At 34.9% G+C, this 19492-nt stretch carries 17 protein-coding genes; 1 reads left to right on the top strand and 16 read right to left on the bottom strand.

Translation table 11 applies throughout. The annotated features are described in order from the left end of the window. Window positions 1-295: 295 nt before the first annotated feature. The 7 genes from AB1280_RS19515 to AB1280_RS19485 form a co-directional block, all read right to left on the bottom strand. Complete coding sequence (locus AB1280_RS19515) at window positions 296-1510, bottom strand: ATP-grasp domain-containing protein (RefSeq protein WP_429756720.1); 1215 nt, start codon at window positions 1508-1510, stop codon at window positions 296-298. Between the two features lie 14 nt (window positions 1511-1524). Then, window positions 1525-2742, bottom strand: coding sequence for an MFS transporter (locus AB1280_RS19510; protein ID WP_272189739.1), 1218 nt, complete (start codon window positions 2740-2742; stop codon window positions 1525-1527). Window positions 2743-2804: 62 nt separating this feature from the next. Next, window positions 2805-4145, bottom strand: coding sequence for a glutathionylspermidine synthase family protein (locus AB1280_RS19505; protein ID WP_272189740.1), 1341 nt, complete (start codon window positions 4143-4145; stop codon window positions 2805-2807). A gap of 15 nt (window positions 4146-4160) precedes the next feature. After that, window positions 4161-5066 carry an ATP-grasp domain-containing protein gene (locus AB1280_RS19500; protein WP_272189741.1) on the bottom strand — a complete coding sequence of 302 codons (906 nt, stop codon included), beginning with the start codon at window positions 5064-5066 and terminating at the stop codon, window positions 4161-4163. A 29-nt stretch (window positions 5067-5095) separates the two neighbouring features. After that, entirely contained in the window at window positions 5096-6181 is a 1086-nt protein-coding gene (locus tag AB1280_RS19495) for a PLP-dependent cysteine synthase family protein (RefSeq protein ID WP_429756719.1), read from the bottom strand. Between the two features lie 14 nt (window positions 6182-6195). After that, complete coding sequence (locus tag AB1280_RS19490) at window positions 6196-6960, bottom strand: ParB N-terminal domain-containing protein (RefSeq protein ID WP_429756718.1); 765 nt, start codon at window positions 6958-6960, stop codon at window positions 6196-6198. Window positions 6961-6981: 21 nt separating this feature from the next. Next, window positions 6982-7113: a hypothetical protein gene (locus AB1280_RS19485; protein WP_272189744.1), complete on the bottom strand. Its 132-nt coding sequence runs from the start codon at window positions 7111-7113 to the stop codon at window positions 6982-6984. A gap of 165 nt (window positions 7114-7278) precedes the next feature. Here AB1280_RS19485 and AB1280_RS19480 point away from each other — a divergent pair, with 165 nt between their 5' ends. Next, window positions 7279-8157, top strand: coding sequence for a helix-turn-helix domain-containing protein (locus AB1280_RS19480; RefSeq protein WP_429756717.1), 879 nt, complete (start codon window positions 7279-7281; stop codon window positions 8155-8157). A 376-nt stretch (window positions 8158-8533) separates the two neighbouring features. On the opposite strand, the gene AB1280_RS19475 is transcribed toward AB1280_RS19480, so the two are convergent. The 9 genes from AB1280_RS19475 to AB1280_RS19435 form a co-directional block, all read right to left on the bottom strand. After that, window positions 8534-9736 (bottom strand): PDZ domain-containing protein, encoded by a 1203-nt coding sequence (locus tag AB1280_RS19475; protein ID WP_429756716.1) that lies wholly within the window; start codon window positions 9734-9736, stop codon window positions 8534-8536. 175 nt (window positions 9737-9911) lie between these two features. Next, window positions 9912-11342 (bottom strand): S41 family peptidase, encoded by a 1431-nt coding sequence (locus AB1280_RS19470; RefSeq protein ID WP_429756715.1) that lies wholly within the window; start codon window positions 11340-11342, stop codon window positions 9912-9914. Window positions 11343-11465: 123 nt separating this feature from the next. Continuing rightward, a complete protein-coding gene (gene ftsX, locus AB1280_RS19465) occupies window positions 11466-12359 on the bottom strand; it encodes a permease-like cell division protein FtsX (protein ID WP_272189748.1) in 894 nt (297 codons plus the stop codon). Next, entirely contained in the window at window positions 12349-13035 is a 687-nt protein-coding gene (gene ftsE / locus AB1280_RS19460) for a cell division ATP-binding protein FtsE (RefSeq protein WP_272189749.1), read from the bottom strand. The genes ftsX and ftsE overlap by 11 nt, the downstream gene beginning before the upstream one ends. A gap of 405 nt (window positions 13036-13440) precedes the next feature. Next, complete coding sequence (gene cccB / locus AB1280_RS19455; protein ID WP_429756714.1) at window positions 13441-13770, bottom strand: cytochrome c551; 330 nt, start codon at window positions 13768-13770, stop codon at window positions 13441-13443. A gap of 530 nt (window positions 13771-14300) precedes the next feature. Continuing rightward, a protein-coding gene (prfB, locus tag AB1280_RS19450) for a peptide chain release factor 2 (protein ID WP_429756713.1) occupies window positions 14301-15402 on the bottom strand; the annotation gives its coding sequence in 2 pieces (ribosomal slippage) (window positions 14301-15329 and window positions 15331-15402; 1101 coding nt in all). Between the two features lie 188 nt (window positions 15403-15590). After that, window positions 15591-18101: a preprotein translocase subunit SecA gene (gene secA / locus AB1280_RS19445; RefSeq protein WP_272189754.1), complete on the bottom strand. Its 2511-nt coding sequence runs from the start codon at window positions 18099-18101 to the stop codon at window positions 15591-15593. A 287-nt stretch (window positions 18102-18388) separates the two neighbouring features. Continuing rightward, window positions 18389-18931, bottom strand: coding sequence for a ribosome hibernation-promoting factor, HPF/YfiA family (gene hpf / locus AB1280_RS19440; RefSeq protein ID WP_272189755.1), 543 nt, complete (start codon window positions 18929-18931; stop codon window positions 18389-18391). Between the two features lie 321 nt (window positions 18932-19252). After that, window positions 19253-19453: a cold-shock protein gene (locus tag AB1280_RS19435; protein WP_272189919.1), complete on the bottom strand. Its 201-nt coding sequence runs from the start codon at window positions 19451-19453 to the stop codon at window positions 19253-19255. Window positions 19454-19492 lie beyond the last annotated feature (39 nt).

Raw genomic sequence — 19492 nt, 5'->3', positions numbered from 1 at the left:
AACTAAAGGTTATATTCTCTCTTAGATTACAGTCTACTTCAAAACTAATTAGATAAAATTTATTCGTCATACAAGGTTGATAAGAGCATTTCTGCTTTAGATAAATAATAAAAACCGACTAATTATACAAAAACAAAAAGAAAACGGCTATCTACTATGTATAGTAAATATCCGTTTTCTTTTTATCTTGAAAAAGCCCTCACCCTCTATATACCCACATTTCGGAAATAACCCCTATAATTCATTGTTAATAAATAGATCAATCGGCAAATTGCGACCGTTGTATTTGTTACAATTATAAAACCGCACGTTCAGTCTCAATATTTGATTCTATATCCCACTTTATTTGATCTGCAAACCATTCGCTTAATTGAATGAGTTTGTTTTCTAGATCTTTACTGTCAGTTCCCTCAATAACTACTTCACAAATTCTATCAATACTTCTACTTGCTTTATCATATTTTTGAAGCGGTTTAGCAACTACTTTATAGGATGTAACAAAAGGAAAGTCTACATCTTTAGGCACCGATTTAAGAGTCCCATATCTTGGCGGTATATACATAAAACCCTTCACCGTATCGATATACTCTTTCTCCCCTTCATTATTCGGAAGATTACAAATACTTCTAAACCAATATACCCCTAAATCTATACCATATGTTTCTAGAACCAAATTCGAAATTAATCCTCCACCTATCCGACTAGCAATTTCACAAACGAAAAATTCATCTTTATTTGTATGAAATACTTCTAAATGGTATACACTTACAGGTGGATGCGGCAGATTTTCTAATACCTCTTTAAACAATTCCCTTAATCTATCGAACATGAGCTCATTTGGATGTAATTGATAACTTCCTAAATTTTGATTATCTTGGAAAGCTAAACAACCATTTAAGTATTTAGAAACCGACAAAGTTACAATATTCCCATCTTCAACTAATGCATCAATATGATACATTTCTCCTTCTACAAATTTTTCTACTTCCCAATTTGTTTCCCATGAAATTTTAGAAAAATCTTTTAAATCTTCATTATTATATAGTACATAAATACCTCTAGAAGCCCCTTGATCTATCGGTTTGATAATAACAGGATAACTATATTGTTCAATAAACTCATATAGATCTTTGACAGAATGTAATCTTCTATATGGAGGAACATTTAACTTTTTTGAAAGATAATCTTTCATAACAACTTTATCTCTAAAGGCAATAGCACTTTCTACCGTTTGCCCTTTAATATTTAACTTTTCTCTTATTAAACCAGCATTGATTAAGTCATACTCATCATCTGCAATAACACTTTCAAATTGATAACGTTCGTATAATTCTAAAGCTCTAATAACTACATACGAAGATAACTGTGAATATGAAATACGCTCAAAATACAAAAATTCATCCGAGTCTTCTAAGTCGCAATAACTTAAAACAACTAACTGATTTTTGATTTCTGGCAACATCTCAGAGTACCTTGCTCTACTAAAATTATTAATAATTAATACACTCATTATCTTCCTCCTCTTTAAGCAATGCGACTTTTAACTTCCTCTTGTTTTTTTGCCGACCTGTAAGCAATAATATAGGTAAATAAACTAGCCATTACACAAAAGAAACTTCCCATAAACAGAATAGATCCAGAATATTTCCCTAACATAAACATGCCAATATTAGGTCCCATAAAATCACCAATTAGCCGTATGCTCCAAGCTCCAAAATAGGCTCCTTTATTTGATTCATCCGACAGAGACAACAAACTATTTTGTGCTCCCACAAATGATAATAATTCCCCAAGGGTAATCAAAATGATGCTAACAATATAAAAATTAAAACTTTTGAAGATACTCATCGATAGAAACCCTATCATAACTAGTAAACATGCATACATGAGCACCTTATATGAATTCTTCTTTCCAAACATATTCGTAATAAATATTTGCATTACTATTACCATTACAGAGTTAATAACAATAAGCAATGAGTAATGCTTTACCCCTAAACTGCCCCATTCCTGTTCTAAATAAATAGGTAGTGTAGTAGTAATTTGACAAAAGGTTAAATTAAACAATATTCCACCTAATGACATCCACATTAATGCTTTATCTTTTCTTAATACATTCATTTGTTCTACTAATTTAGAGTTGGATGATTTATTGACTTTTAATACAATATTGGGATTTTCTTTCACCCCAATCATCACCAATATTTGTAAAACAAACATAATAGTAGCCGAAAAAGCAAAAACTGTTCCCATAGAAAATTGAATAACGATAGACCCTAACAACATTCCTAAAACGGTTCCAACGTTATAAGCAGTATAATCATAACTTAAATATTTAATTCGCTTTTCCTCTGGTAATAAATCTGTTAATAAAGACTGTGCAGCTGGATTAAATGCCATTCTTGAAATTCCTGCGAAAAAGTTCAAAAAGGCAAACACAATGGCATTATCAGCTATAATAAATAATAAACTAGTGATAATATTTAGGGTGAGTGCATAAACCATAATTTTCTTTCTACCAAATAAATCAGTCATTGCTCCACCTAAAACTCCACCCAGCACAGCCGCTAATGGACCTACACTAACAATAATTCCTATGACAGACAGATTATAATCTGTATGCTTATTTAAATATAGAGACAGATAAGGAATCATAGCAGTGGTAGCAATTCCTATCAAAAAACTTCCTAGTATTATAATATTAATATCTCTACTACCCTTACTCAAAAAACCTATTTTCAAATAGCCTCCTCCTCACCCCAAATATCGATGTATCATCCTACACAATGTAATTGTTCTTTTTATCACACCTCTTTTGTAATGACAGTATGAAGATGACTAGCTCCATTTTTAATGTTAATTACGTTCCCTGAAGTAATTGTAGACGCTCTTACAGAACACCCCGCAATTTGTTCACCGATAATGAAAGGGCCTAACACGATTTTAGATTTTTCTAAAATAAGATTACGATCTTTATACCACATTAATTCAAATTGAGGTGTTTCATAATACTCTTGAACAATATATTCTTTAGAATAGACTGCCTTCTCAACAATCTCTTGCCAATCATCATATGACATATCAGCTCCTACATAGATGCCTCTTCCCCCATATAAATCTTTCGGCTTTAAAATCAAACTGTTTTTATTTTCTTTAACAAATTGAATTAAATCAATATTTTTATTTTGGTAAGATGTTGAGCGAGGTTCTAGCATTCTTGTCCAAGGTATATAGGTTTTGCATAAATCCCATTCTTCTGATGTATAAGCATCTTCAAATCTTTCATCAGACAAATATAATAGCAGAGTTTTATCACAAAAAATTTCCTCTATAAAATCACCAATTACTTTCACCTTCTTGTCCTTAGCAGCTTCTATAATATGTTCAATTTCTTGAAAACGACTTTCTACTTCATCAAAGCAAAATCCCCACATAATGTAATCAATTTTAGATTCCCCTAAATATATTCCATTATCGTTAACTTTTAAGTCTTTCGGTTTACAAAAGAATGCTTCTATTCCTTTTTTATTTAAATAACTAGCCATCTCTAAAAAATATCTAGGATTCTCTTCACCCCATTCACATATTGCAAACCTTATTTTTTCCTGCTCGATCTCTAAGCTTTGAATATAATTGTATAATCCATCTAACGGTGATTCAAAAAATGAATTTTCTCCTTCATCAATATGAGAAAATTGGTGTGAAGTAATATGCATATCTGTTAAACTTCCTATTGCACTTGAAATATTGAATTCTATAAATTTAGGCTCGAACTGAGATGTAAAAATAACATCAGGCCTCATAAGTGGTGGCATATAACTTTCAATTTCATTCATACCCACAGTACAGCAACGATTTAGAAAATCAGATGAGATATTATGTTTCTTAAAAAATTCATTATAATCGTTGTTAAAAACCCTCTTTGGTATCTCTAGTATTAATTTTGCTAGTTGAACGGATACATCCCCCAACTCTTTGTACAAATTTTCCGACAAAACAAAAGGCTGCATTGGATGATCCCCAATAATATTCGTTGAAGAGATACCAAACAACTTAGATTGTAAATCCAAAGAGAATTCATTTAATTCCCTTTGGATTTTTAATTGTTCAGTCCAATTAATTTGAAGATTTTTCAGATTACTCAAAGTGTTCATTCCTTTCTAAACATGCATCGAAGTGTTTTTGCCTGAATATTCAATCATAAATTCCGCTAACGCTTCCTCAGCCGATGTATCTGGATCCTCAAATAATGATTTCAACTCAAAATTTGGACATGTATTCACTTCGATTACTCTATAACATTCATTATCTATATCTTCAACAATATCCACTCCGGAAATCATAGCATTTAAACTACGACTAGCTCGCTCAGCAATTTCAGCTAATTCTGGAGTTAATTCTATCATTTCTGCTTTTCCACCTAAGCCTAAATTTGTTATCCAATTGTTCGTACTGGATCTGTATATGGCATGAACTGCCTTGTAATTAACACATGTTACTCTTATATCCCTAGAAGGTTTATTAATATATGGTTGAATATAATAATATTCTTGTGAACCTGCAAGTTCCTCTACTAATCTTTCTAACTCTTCCATTGTGTCTACTTTTACAACGGATTTACCACCAGCTCCTACAATCGGCTTTAAAACTAACGGGAATGACCAATCGCTTGAAAACGACTCTACATCTTTAAATCCATACCCACAAAATACAGGTACATGAGGAATGTGATTTCTATGTAGTGCTTCGCTATTCAAATATTTATTTTGCCCACAAAATAATGTGTTCGCTGAATTAATAACAGGAATTCCAGAACGTTCAAGTGCTTCTAATATATACATCCCTGGAATTAATAAATCTTCATATACCCAACCTAATACCGCAGCTGGATATATTTCTTTCCCATTTACAAAAAAAGAAGTTCCTGATTCTGTGAATTTTGTTGTTACGTCATGCGGATGTATTCGTTCACCTTTTCGCCCTAACTTTTCAAGCTCATTAAATAATGCTTGATGATCTAAGTCATCCTCATCAGTACCTAAAATATAAAAAATCTTCTCTTCCATTATTTTCTACCCCCTGCTATATTCTTTCTTTATACTGGTAATAGTGTTGTATCTGGCACACCTAATGCTTTTACAAGATCCGGACGATAGTTACCATTTTGAATCGGATTAAGACTATACGGTTTAAGGTGCTTTGTTTTCTCTCTAATCTTTTCTATGTTCACTTCTGTCGTTAACGAGCGTTCAATTAGCCAGTCCTCATTATAAATACTGTGTAAATACCTTTCTCCATTATCAGCAGCTAAACAAACGATATTTTCACCCACATTTAACTTTTGTGCAAGATGTAAAGCTACCACCATGGAAGCCCCTGTCGAACCACCACATAAAATACCTTCTTTTCTTCCAAGCACTCGACACATCGTAAACGCATCATCATCTTCTACTTTGTATACTTGATCAATTAAAGATAAGTCAGCTATATTAGTCGGCGTCCAACCTAATCCCATCCCAGGTAATAAATACGCATGAGACTCGCCACCAAATATAGAGGAACCGACCGCATCAACTGCTATAATATTAATATGGGGCGCATTTTCTTTAAAATAACGGGAAAACCCTCCGATTTGTCCGCCTGTACTTACTGGAATAATAATACTATTAATATTTCCTTCGAACTGGTTATATAACTCTTCTGCTGTTTTCAAATAATGCACTTCACTATTTAACATATTAAAACATTGATCAGGCCGAAATGAATTTGGAATTTCTTGATAGAGTTGATTCGCTAAGGAAATTCTTGTTTTATGATAAGATCCTGTATCATCTTGTTGATCTACAACAATTACTTTTGCACCATATGCCTTTAACATCGCAATATTAGATTCTGTTGTCTTCGGATCAACCAAAATTATCACTTCATAACCTTTAACTGCACCAATCATAGCAAGCGAAATCCCAAAATTACCTGAAGAGGACTCAATAATAGTCCCTCCAGGTTTTAACCATCCACGTTTTTCTGCTTCTTCAATAATATAAAGTGCCGGTCTGTCTTTTACACTACCTCCAGGATTGATTCTCTCAAGCTTTAAATATAGTTTTGCTTCATCATTTTTTACAATTTTATTAAGAGGAACAATCGGTGTCCTACCAATTGTACTTAATATATTTTCCATCTCTACATCCCTCACTATACTTCACATAAATATACAGGTTCTGTATATAAACGCAAAGATTCTTTCCAATTTTCTAATAATTCTTTCCAATCATACTCATATGCTTCAGGACTTCTTATTATATTTATCGGAATGTTCAAGTTAAGCAATCTACCACAATGTAAAATAAATCTTGTCACACCTGCTGGTAACACCTCTTTATTTTCAACAACTGATAATATTTCTGAAATTGATAGTTCTGGAAACTCAAAAGTAATAGTAGAAGAATTACATGCATATTCTTCTTTTGTTAATCTTTTAAATCCCCATATATCAGCATACATCTCGACGATTTCTTTCCAAATTAAAAGGAAATTATTTAAGTTTGTACTATTTTCATTCGGATACAGATAATAATTTTTCTCATCCAAGATCATTTTGATAAAGTAATGCTTACCATCCAATGGTTCTTCGAGCAAACATATATTGGAATAACTCTGAATTTTCTCCATTATATTTTGATCTTTAGGAATTTGATGCAACCACGAACTAACACTAACTTGATCCTCATGAACAATTTGAGCTGCAATATTCATACATTTATTTTTTCGTAATGCTAATGTACGATGCGCTCCATCTAAAATAAGATATTGATTTGATTTAGTCATCATAACAATTGGTGGATTTATCAATAATTTTTCAGACGCAATATTACTAATTATTTTATCTAATCGCTTTTCTTGATGTTGTTCATGAAAAAGTATTTTATCAATAGGTATCATTTGTAAGCTCTCTATCATGTTTACAGTTTCTCCTTTTAATTAGTGTTGTTCAGGTAACGTATAAGCTGGTACTGTTTGCTTTTCCGCCGCATATTTATTTTGATTAACATTTGTAGCCAAAATAGAACCTGTTAAAACAAGAAAAAGAGCCATTTGAAAATATTTTCTCAATATAATCCCTCCTAAGTTTTACCTTTTTTCATTATAATATAATCGAAGAGATCTATTTTTTCTGTTTTTTGGTAAAACTAGACTTTTTGATGTGGGTTTTTCCTTTTATTTCACGAATTAACACTAAAATTATAATTATAGGAATATTTTATAGGGGTGAAACTTATGAATACAGAAAGTGTAGGAAAGATAATTAAAAAGTACCGTATATTAAACAGTTATACCCAAGCAGAACTTGCTAAAGGAATTTGTACACAAGCGCAAATCAGTAAATTAGAGAAAGGAACTGAAATTCCGTCTAGCATCATTCTATATGAACTTGCAAAACGTTTAGGTATTTCTATGGAGTGCTTTTTTGAGGAGGAATATACGAGTGCCTATATAGAAGATGCTATATCAATAATTAGACTTTTAATTCGAAAACGTAATTATGCTGAAGTTTATAATATAGTTCAGACAGAAAAAAAACAAGATACTTTTAAAACAATTGAGGCACAGCAATTTTTATTATGGCATGAGGGAATATGTATATATCATCTATACAAGGATAAAGAAAAAGCTTTGGAATTATTAAATCATGCATTATACTTAACCCTTCATAATGAAGTATGGTTAAAAGGAAGAGAGATTGAAATTCTAAATAGTATCGCTATCATTCATTGCGAGTGCCAGGAATATAACATGGCAATATCTATTTATACGAAGCTGTTAAACTCAATTACACATACCCCTTTAAAGGACAAGAATCATATTCAAATTAGAGTTATTTATGGGTTAGCTCGTACTTTAACCCTTTCTCAAAACTACAAAAAATCTTTATTTTATACAGAACAAGGAATAAAACAATGTATAAAGATAGAATCGTTATATCTTCTAGGAGAATTGTACTACCAAAAGGCATATAATCTTTGTTTCCTGAACAAAAAGGATAAGGCAATACCTATTTTTAAAAAAGCACTTTTTATATTTGAATCTCAAAATGCTACCGAGTTTATAGAACATATTAAGTTAAATGTAAAAGATTTTGGAATTTGTCTTGAATGATACCTACAAAATTATCTATTTTAAAGATATTAACTAAAAAATTTATAAAAATTACATTTGTAAACAATTCAAAAAGCTAAAACTTTATATATACTTCTAACCCTTTACTCCTATTAGATGAAGAAATGTTTCATAATCTTTTTATAGCACCTCTTCCTTCATGGTATAAAAAAGAGAAAGGTAAAATTACTCCATTACCTTTCTCTATATGTCTATTCGATTCGTTGTAATAAAAATCAAACTTATTCTATGTCTAAATATAATGAACAATTTATCATTTCAGTGTCTTCCTCAAGAAATGAATTCCATCCTTTTTAAATAATCAAAAAGACATTCAGTTCATTCCATAAAAACAATTAATTACGAAAAAATACAGTTATATAACGTCCACATCCCACTTATGTTCTTGCTCAACAAACACAATCCCAAGTTCGTGATGTTCTCCTTCATAAATTGCATGTTGTACAAGGCGAAGCTCGCCGTTCGTATCAAGAACTTCCATTTTACAAAAAGCACCTGTTGTTCTTAATTGCAGTGCATTGTAGAACTCATCTGCAGTTGTTGGAACGATTCCATTCACTTTCACAATGATTTCCCCTGGTTTCAAATCTAGCTCTTCTCCGGCTGTACCTGGAATTGTGCCTAGTACAACCAGGCCATTATCGCGAGAAGAAAAGTATGCGGGGCGCTTTTCATCTTCCAAACGCTCTTGTACAGCAATTGTCAATCGCCCAAGCATCGCTGCTCCCATAGCTACAATTGCTAATGTATGCCACCAATAACTCGCTATTCCTAATAAAAGGACAACTGCAGCTAGTCCAAATACGCGGCGTCCTGTAAATAACAATGCGCCCTTTGGCTCAAAGCTTTTAATTTTTCTCGTAAATCCAATTATGAACGGGATTAAGAATAAGGAAAACTTTTGTGATCCAACAGAGACCACCGGCCACCAGTATACAAACTTAGTTAAAGCATCACCTGGTATAAGAACGAATAACGGCACTAACCATAATCTATTTGATTCATGGAGTCCAATATTTAAACTGCGTTTTCCTTTTCGCAATTTCGGAGTTGAATAGTTTGCAGCATTCTTAGAAATGAGTAAACCTTCTACAACTAACATTAGCCCAAGTAAAATTGCTAATGATACAACGCTACTCTCTTCTCCTTCTTGGAGTTGTAAGAAAGAGAATGGAATTTTCGAAGATAATACCGCTGCTGCAATGGCAACTCCTAACGTATATGCAGGTGATAAGCATCTATACTGAGCAATGATAGCAAGCGATACCGTCCAAATCGCCATTATAATCACACTTGCTTGTGATACAATCAGTCCTGTTCCAACTGTAATCAGTGATAAAATGATTCCTAAACCAATTCCTGAAAATATCGACGTACGTAGTTCATACCAAACATCATACACCTTAAAGGAAAAATCTTTCCGTTCTCGTAATACTCGTAAATATCCAACAAAAAAACTACTTATAAAGAAAACATACAAAGCCGGATGCGTTAAAAAACGCACGATTGCCTTCATAATTTCTGATAACCAACTCTCCACGAAACGATTCACCACCATTTTTAAGATATTTCATTTCTTCCCGTACACATTACCTTATGCAAGATTTACTCTGTTTCATTTTATCTTATCATAATTAATCAAACGTTTGTTTAATACCTAAAAAATATACAGAACATTATACTTATCACATCAAAATATAGAAAAACTGCCGGGATTTTCCCGGCAGTTTTTCTTATTTCGCCATTAATTTCAGTGCTGTTTGAAGCTGTAGATCATTTTCACCAGAACGGATTTTTTCAACAATCTTATTCTGGATTGTCTCTGCTGTCTTTTTATCAAGTTTACCCGTTGCATCCATACTGCTTGCATTTTGGAATGCTTTCACAGCCGCTTCTGTTTCTTTACTAAAGTAGCCATCTTCACGACCTGGCTCATACCCAAGACTCTTTAACATCTCTTGTGCATGCTTCACTTGCTCATCGTTATCATTGTAAGACAACGTTTTTTCAATTTGAATTGGTGTTGCATAATAGTAATCAGGCTGCTTTACTTCAACCGTCGGCTCAATTCCTTTTTTATGAATCCAATTGCCTTCTGGTGTTAGCCATTTAAACATTGTCAGTTTAATATTGCTGCCATCTGTAAACGGTACAGCTTGCTGAACAGTACCTTTTCCAAATGTTTTCTCACCAATAAGAGGATAGCTTTCTCCTTCTTTCAACGCTCCTGCTAAAATTTCAGAAGCAGAGGCGCTGCCCTTATCAACTAATACAGAAATTGGATACGATTTTCTCTCTTTTAAAGATGTGTAGAACTTTTGCTTCTCACCATTTCGCTGTTCTACTTGAAGCATTGGCTTTTTATCTGTCATAATCTCTTTTAAAATGTCTTCAACACTTGTTAAATAACCGCCTGGATTTCCGCGTACATCAATAACAAGCCCTTGTATATTTTTCTTTTCAAGCCCTTTCAACTGATCTTTAAATTCTTTCGCTGTTTTTTCAGAGAATGAGGTAATTTGTATATATCCAATATCCTTTCCATTCTCTTTCTTCACAGAACTAAATACAGTGAAAATCGGAATTTTATCACGCTTAATTTTAAATGTTAACGGATCCGTAACTCCTGAACGCTTCACTTCAAGCGTAACTGTTGTCCCCTTTTTTCCGCGAATTTTCATAACTGCTTCCTCGCGTGATAAGTCTTTCACACCATTTCCATCAACTGTTAAAATTTGATCGTTCGGTTTCAGACCTGCCTTTTCTGCAGGCGAATCTTTAATCGGTGACACAATAATTAATTTCTCATCCGTTTTATTAACTTCAGCACCGATTCCTTCTAGCTCCGGATCAAGCGATTGCTCAAATTGCGTCGCTGTTTTCTTATCCATGTATGTAGAGTATGGATCTTTCAACGTTGCAAGCATCCCTTGAATAGCTCCTTCAACTAACTTGTCATCCTTCACTTCCTCAACATAACGTGAATCAATTAATGCATACGCTTCGCGGATTTTATCCAAATCCGCTTGTTTTACATTGGCATCTTTCCCTGTAATAGATTGCGCGATATAAGGTCCACCAAACCAATATATACCCGCAAACATTCCGCCAGCGCCAATGAAAAACGCTACAACCATTCCTATAATCGCAACTCTACGTTTCAATGCGGAATTCCCCTTTCCGAACACACAATGGTGTATGAAAAGGCATCACACACTGTGCGATGCCTTTAACTATTTCTACTATATGATAAGCTTGTACGAAATATGTTTGCAACTTTTTACACTTTATATTTTTAAGAAACGACGGATTGACATAACGCTTCCCCACATACCAATTAATGCACCGATTAGCATTAACAATGCGGATAGCTCGAAAACGAACGGGCTATATGGAAGCAATTCGAAAATTGTCCCTGCAAATTTCTCATTAAACATAGATTGAAGCGAATTATATGAAGTCAAAATCATAATAATTGGAATGATTGAACCTAGTGCCCCTAGGAATAATCCTTCTAATAAGAATGGCCAACGAATAAACCAGTTTGTTGCCCCAACAAGTTTCATAATTTCAATTTCAGTGCTTCGTGCATAGATTGTAATTTTAATTGTATTAGAGATTAAGAACATTGCTGTGAACAATAGACCAGCAATTAAGATAATCCCAATATTACGGCCAGTTTTTACCGTATCAAATAATTTTTCTACTTCACCTTGTCCGTACTGTACTTTATTTACAAATGACATTTTTGCAATTTTCTTTGCAATAACAGCTGTATCAGTTGGTTCTTTCGCTTTTACAACATATACATCTTTTAACGGGTTATCTTGCTCAAATAGCTCGAATGATTTTCCGCTATCGCCTAAACTTTTAATCAATTTTTTAAGTTCTTCGTCTTTAGAAGAATACTTAACAGAATCGACTTTCGAAATCTTTGAAATATCTTCTTTTAATTTTTTTTGATCCTCTTTCTTAGCTGCTGGATCAATGTGTACACGAATTTCTACATCTTGCTCTACTTTCGTCGCAACATGGTTCATATTCATAATCGCTGTTAAAAAGACACCTACTAGTAGTAATGTAACTGTTACTGCACTTACAGAGGCAAATGTCATCCATCCGTTACGGGATAAATTTTTGACACCTTCTCGTAAATGGCGACTAAGGGTTTTAGTCTTCATATCCGTATCCTCCCTCAATCTCGTCTCGAACAATTTTTCCACCTTCAATTGCAATTACACGATGACGAATTGTATTTACAATATCCGCATTATGCGTCGCCATAATAATTGTTGTACCGCGTTCATTAATGCGTTTAAATATATTCATAATATCCATCGCTGTATCCATATCAAGGTTACCTGTTGGTTCATCGGCAATTACAACTTTCGGACGATTCACGATTGCTCTTGCGATTGCAATACGTTGTTGTTCCCCACCAGAAAGCTCACTTGGCAATGAATCAGAACGCTCTTCAAGACCCACAAGACTTAATACTTCCATAACGCGCTCACGAATCACGTCACGTTCTTCTTCGATAACTTCTAAAGCAAACGCAACATTCTCATATACAGTTAACTTCGGAAGCAACTTAAAATCTTGGAAAATTACGCCTAGCTGACGACGAAAATATGGTACGTCACGCTCTGCTAAAGATTCAATTACTAAACCATTTACATTGATAGATCCTGTAGTTGGTTTTTCTTCACGATACATCATTTTAATAAATGTAGATTTCCCGGCTCCACTCGGTCCTACTACATACACGAATTCACCTTGCTTAATTTTTACTGTGAGTCCATCAACGGCTTTCATGCCATTTGGATACTCCTTATAAACATTCGTCATTGTTATCATTATTTATCACCCAATACTAATGATTTTTTCGACACTTTTTATTCTTCGATGTTTAACTATAGTTGCTAAAATCTTCGGTCGCTTTCATGTCTTTCACAATTGCATCTTCTAAATATGTAAAACTTTTTCTGCAAAATTCTACAAAAAGGCACTACGTCCTATATTGTACCATTATTCGGTTTTAAATTCGGATACAAGTTTGTTACAGTTATGTTACACGGTACGAAATATAAGACATAACACAAACAAACAAGACCTTCTGTTGTCATACAAAAAGGTCTTATTTGTTGGCATTTCATGAAGAGATTCTAAGTTATTCGGCCCTGCCTCCGAGGCACAATACGCCTCTCTGTCAGGAGCTCCATCCCCCTCTCATTCTGATCGAGCCACCTACGCTTTTCTATTTTACTTCTTCTCAGCTAGCCATTCTGCTACTTTTTTCGCATCTTCGCCTTGAATTAGACCAGCTGGCATCGCACCGCGGCCTTTCGTGATAATTTTTTCAATATCTTCTTTCTCGTACTTTCCGCCTACTTTTTGTAACGCTGGTCCAGATAATCCTTGTAAGTCATTACCGTGGCACCCTGCACAGCTTTTTTGAAATATCTTCTCAGCACTATCAGCACTTGCTTCTTGGCCAGGACTTGAAGGTTTACTTTCTTCCTTTTTTCCACACGCTCCTACTGTAAGGGCTAACGATGCGCCTAATACAATCGTCAATAATTTTTTCTTCATCTATATCTCTCCCCACTATTAATTGATCCCTCAATAGCATTATAATGATTTTCCTGCAAATTCAAAACTTACCTGCACAACCAATATTACCCTAAACAAAGATGATCTCTTGCAGACTCAAGGCTTTTTAGTAATTGTTTCAATTTCGTGAACAAATGATAAAATACAAAAAATAAATGTTTTCTGTATAAGTTCATTTCGATTTCCCAATATATAAATCGCCGCTATACAGAATAAAGCACGGCAGGTGCTCCCCCCGCCTAAAAAGAAAAGGTTTTTATGTCGATTTTTCAAATTGTATTTATATCGTATCAAAAATCCAAAATACACTCTATTTTTTGTTCTATCACATGCAGCATTTTGTTATTTTCTACTTTTTACAAAGTAGTATACAGCTTGTATGCTACAACTACACCCACCAAAAAGAGAAGTTGCGATGCAACTTCTCTCCTCTTTCTCTCCCTCTAGTATAGAAGGTATACTTCGCACTTTCTCACGTATGCGCCAACGCCCTGTTGGCATTTTTTTATTTACGAAATACGAGAACGTAAATATGCATCAATAAATGCATCAATTTCTCCGTCCATAACTGCTTGCACATTCCCGATTTCTGTATTTGTACGATGATCTTTTACAAGAGAGTATGGATGGAATACGTATGAACGAATTTGACTTCCCCATCCAATTTCTTTTTGCTCACCACGAATTTCATCAAGCTCAGCTTGTTGTTCGTCTAATTTTTGTTGGTACAGTTTCGCTTTCAACATTTTCATTGCATGCTCACGGTTTTTAATTTGTGAACGCTCAGATTGACATGTTACGACAACATTTGTTGGAATATGTGTAATACGAACTGCTGAGTCCGTCGTATTAATATGCTGCCCACCCGCACCACTTGCACGGTACGTATCTATTTTCAAATCCTCTGTACGTATTTCAATTTCAATATCATCGTTAAACTCTGGTACCACTTCACAAGATACGAAAGATGTATGACGACGGCCAGATGAATCGAATGGTGAAATACGTACAAGACGGTGTACGCCTTTTTCTGCTTTTAAATAACCGTAAGCATTATGCCCTTTAATTAATAATGTAACACTTTTAATCCCAGCTTCATCTCCAGGAAGATAATCTAACGTTTCAACTTTAAAGCCGCGTTTTTCCGCCCAGCGCGTATACATACGAAGCAGCATAGAACCCCAATCTTGTGATTCTGTTCCGCCTGCACCTGGATGCAACTCTAAAATAGCATTATTCTTGTCGTGTTCTTCATTTAGTAATAATTGAAGTTCGTATTCGTTCATATCTGCGGATAAAGTTTTCACTTCAACTTCAAGCTCTGCATGCAATTCTTCATCGTATTCTTCTTTTACAAGTTCATGCGTTACTTCTAGATTTTCAAACGTTTCGTTAAGCGTGTTAAACTTACCAACCATATCTTTTAAAGCATTCGCTTCATTAATGACTGTTTGCGCACTCTTTTGATCATCCCAAAAGCTTGCACCCATCATAATTTCTTCTAGTTCTGCGATTCGCTTTTCTTTTCCAGCGAGGTCAAAGAGACCCCCTAAACGCCGCTAATCTCTTAGCCATTTTCTCTAGTTCTTGCCTAATTTCTACTAATTCCATTTTTGTCACCTCTATGTAATTACTTCACTTATCCCATATGAAAGAGTGGTAAGCCCTTCAATACTTTATCCTAGCAACAAGGCAAACTCTCTCTGCTTTTGCGAGAGAGAGTTCATCTCTTGTTATTATATGAATGTTTATTAAAAAATTCCATTCATGAGAAAAACAATCGGCTCCGCTTTTCTTTATTATTGCCCGATTCCACAGCAGTTTTTGTATTTTTTCCCGCTGCCACATGTACATAAGTCGTTGCGGCCTGTTTGGTCACTTTTTACGACTGGTTTCTTCTTTGCAAGTTCGTCGCCATCTTTCGGGTGAACTGCTTCCCCTTGCGCTACTTCTTGACGTTCTAAGTTTTGTTCAATTTCCGCCTTTAGGATGTAACGAGAAATTTCTTCTTCAATAGAAGCAATCATCGCTTCAAACATCGCAAAACCTTCCATTTGATATTCACGAAGTGGATCAATTTGACCGTACGCGCGTAAATGAATACCTTCACGTAAGTGATCCATTGCATCGATGTGATCCATCCATTTCGTGTCTACAACGCGGAATACAACTACTTTTTCAAATTCACGTATTTGTGCTTCTGGCATTTGCGTTTCCTTCTCGTCGTAGCGTGCTTTCACTTTCGCAAAGATGCTATCGATCATTTCTTCTGGCGCTAAGCGGCGTAATTCTTCTTCTTTCACATCACCGTCTTGTAGAAGAGTTGCATTTAAGTACTCAACAAGACCAGCAATGTTCCACTCTTCTTCTAATTCCTCTTGCGTATGAAGAGCTACCATACGCTCTACTGTAGAATGCATCATTCCTTCAATAATACCGCGCAGGTTCTCTGATTCCATTACATCTTGACGTTGCTTGTAAATAACTTCACGCTGCTGACGAAGTACATCGTCGTATTGAAGAAGCTGTTTACGCGCATCGTAGTTATTACCTTCTACTCGTTTTTGTGCAGATTCAACAGCGCGAGATACCATTTTACTTTCGATTGGTTGTGAATCATCCATACCTAAACGATCCATCATCGCTTTCATATTGTCAGCACCAAAACGACGCATCAGTTCATCCTCCATTGATAGGTAGAACTGCGTTACACCCGCATCTCCTTGACGTCCAGAACGACCGCGCAGCTGATTATCGATGCGTCGGCTTTCATGACGCTCTGTACCGATAACCGCTAAACCACCGACTTCACGTACGCCGTCTGCAAGTTTAATATCCGTACCACGACCAGCCATGTTTGTCGCGATTGTCACCGCACCTTGATGACCTGCTTCAGCAACAATTTCTGCTTCACGTGCATGGTTTTTCGCATTTAAGACATTATGACGTACACCTTTTCTCGTTAACATCTTCGAAATCAACTCAGATGTTTCAATTGCTACTGTACCAACAAGAACAGGTTGTCCATTTTTATGACGCTCAACAATATCGTTTACAACAGCATTAAATTTCCCTTCCATCGTTTTGAAAATTAAATCTGCACGGTCATCACGAATAATCGGCTTATTCGTTGGAATCACAATAACATGCATGTTATAGATGTTACGGAATTCTTCTTCCTCTGTTTTCGCTGTACCTGTCATACCAGAAAGCTTCTCATACATACGGAAGTAGTTTTGGAATGTAATCGTTGCAAGTGTCATACTTTCATTTTGAATTTCTACGCCTTCTTTTGCCTCAATCGCTTGATGCAATCCTTCGCTGTAGCGACGACCTTTCATAAGACGACCTGTAAATTGGTCAACAATTACGATTTCGCCTTCTTGCACAACATAATCTGTATCACGCTGCATAACAACGTGAGCACGAAGCGCTTGATTAATATGGTGAAGAAGCGCTACATGTTTTAAATCAAATAAGTTTTCAATGTGGAACGATTTTTCTGCCTTGTTAATCCCTTCTTCTGTCAACATAACATTTTTCGTTTTCACATCAAACGTATATTCTTTTTCATTTGTTAACGTACGCACAAATGCATTGGCAAATATATATAATTCTGCAGATTTTTGCGCTTGTCCAGAAATGATTAGCGGTGTACGTGCTTCGTCAATTAAAATAGAGTCTACCTCATCGATGATGGCAAAGTGCAGTGGACGCTGTACACACTGCTCTTTATAAAGCACCATGTTATCACGTAAGTAGTCAAATCCAAGTTCATTATTCGTACTGTACGTAATATCAGCAGCATACGCAGCTTGCTTCTCTTCTCGTGACATATGGTTTAAATTGATACCAACTGTTAACCCAAGGAACTCATGTAGTTGTCCCATTTCACCTGCGTCACGCTGTGCTAAATATTCATTGACCGTAACAACGTGAACACCCTTTCCAGTAAGAGCATTTAAGTATACTGGTAAAGTAGAAGTTAACGTTTTACCTTCCCCTGTTTTCATCTCAGAGATATTTCCCTCATGCAGGGCAATACCACCCATTAACTGAACAGGGTATGGACGCATACCAAGTACACGTGTTGCCGCTTCACGCACAACAGCAAAAGCTTCTGGCAACAAATCATCTACTGTTTCACCTTTTGTTAGTCTCTCTTTAAACTCTACTGTTTTTCCTTTTAACTGTTCATCTGTCAGTGGTGACATTTGATCTGCTAATGCTTCTATTTTATCCACGGTTTTTTGCATACGTTTTACTTGACGTTCATTTGTATCAAACACCTTTTTTAAAATACCGATCATGAGAATACGCTCCTCTTTTATTAAAATAAAACTCCCATCAGTGGCTGTCTTCTTTTCACTGGTTGGTAGCTATAAAACTCAATTTCATGTTTGTATAAAAAAATAGAATTGTTTCGCCTACTAAAAAAGTGTAAACCTACTGACAATTGTAACACTTGTTTTGTATGTATGACAACAATCTGCCAAATGCATCTATACATCTATAGAAAAGTAAAACAACAATCTGCTCACATTCCTATACAACCTAAAAAAACGCAGCCATGACAGCTGCGTTTTCTGTTATATTATTATTTAGTTTCGATTAAACCATATTTTCCATCTTTACGGCCATATACAACATTTGTTTCATTTGTTTCTGAATTTGTAAAGACGAAGAAGTTATGACCTAACATATCCATTTGTAAAATCGCTTCTTCTACATCCATTGGTTTTAAGTCAAATCGTTTTGTACGGACAAGCTCTAATTCATCTTCAGCAACCTCTTCTTGCACAGCTGATTGATCTGGAAGAATCAACATTGCTTTTACAGAGCCTTTTTCACGTAACTTACGGTTTACTTTTGTTTTATGTTTACGAATTTGTCTTTCCAGTTTATCTACTACTAAATCAATAGCAGCGTACATATCGCTATTTGTTTCTTCAGCGCGAAGTAATAAATCTGGAAACGGGATTGTTACTTCCACCCTTTGCTTGTCAGAGTATACTTTTAAGTTTACCTTAATTTCTGGAAAAGTATCGAAATAGCGTTCTAACTTACTTAACTTTTTCTCTACATATTCCTTTAATGCTGGAGTTACTTCAATATTTTCACCGCGAATGTTGAATTTCATAGATGAACTCCTCCTTTCAAGCCTATGTATAAGGTTTTCGACAAAGGTATCAAAAACCCTTCCTACATTTTAAAAAATTTTGATAAAATCGATATTTTTTATCGATTTTTGTAGAAAAGAAAATGTATTATCTTTCCTACCCTTATTTTATCCTATTCACATCTTACTTACTGTATGTAGGTGTGAAGAATTAGTTACAAAATTGCTACAACTTCTTGACAACGCTTTCTTTATGATAAAACCTCCGTTAGCTATGCAACGGAGGTTCTCTTATGTGAAACGTTGGTCCTTATGGCGCACCATTTTTCTCTGATAAAATGATTACAACTTTACAACGTTTGCCGCTTGCGGACCACGCGCACCGTCTACAATCTCAAATTTCACATTTTGTCCTTCTTCTAACGTTTTATATCCATCGTCCTGAATCGCAGAAAAATGAACAAAAACATCATCTCCGCCATCGCGCTCGATAAACCCAAAACCTTTTTCTGAATTAAACCATTTTACTTTTCCTTGCATGATCGTTCCATTCCCTTCAATCTTAAAATAAAGGCATCTGCC

It is taken from the genome of Bacillus sp. S10(2024) (assembly GCF_050473865.1).
Lineage (GTDB): Bacteria > Bacillota > Bacilli > Bacillales > Bacillaceae_G > Bacillus_A.
The sequence above is the reverse complement of the archived record's forward strand: the minus strand, read 5'-3'. Positions and strand labels throughout refer to the sequence as shown.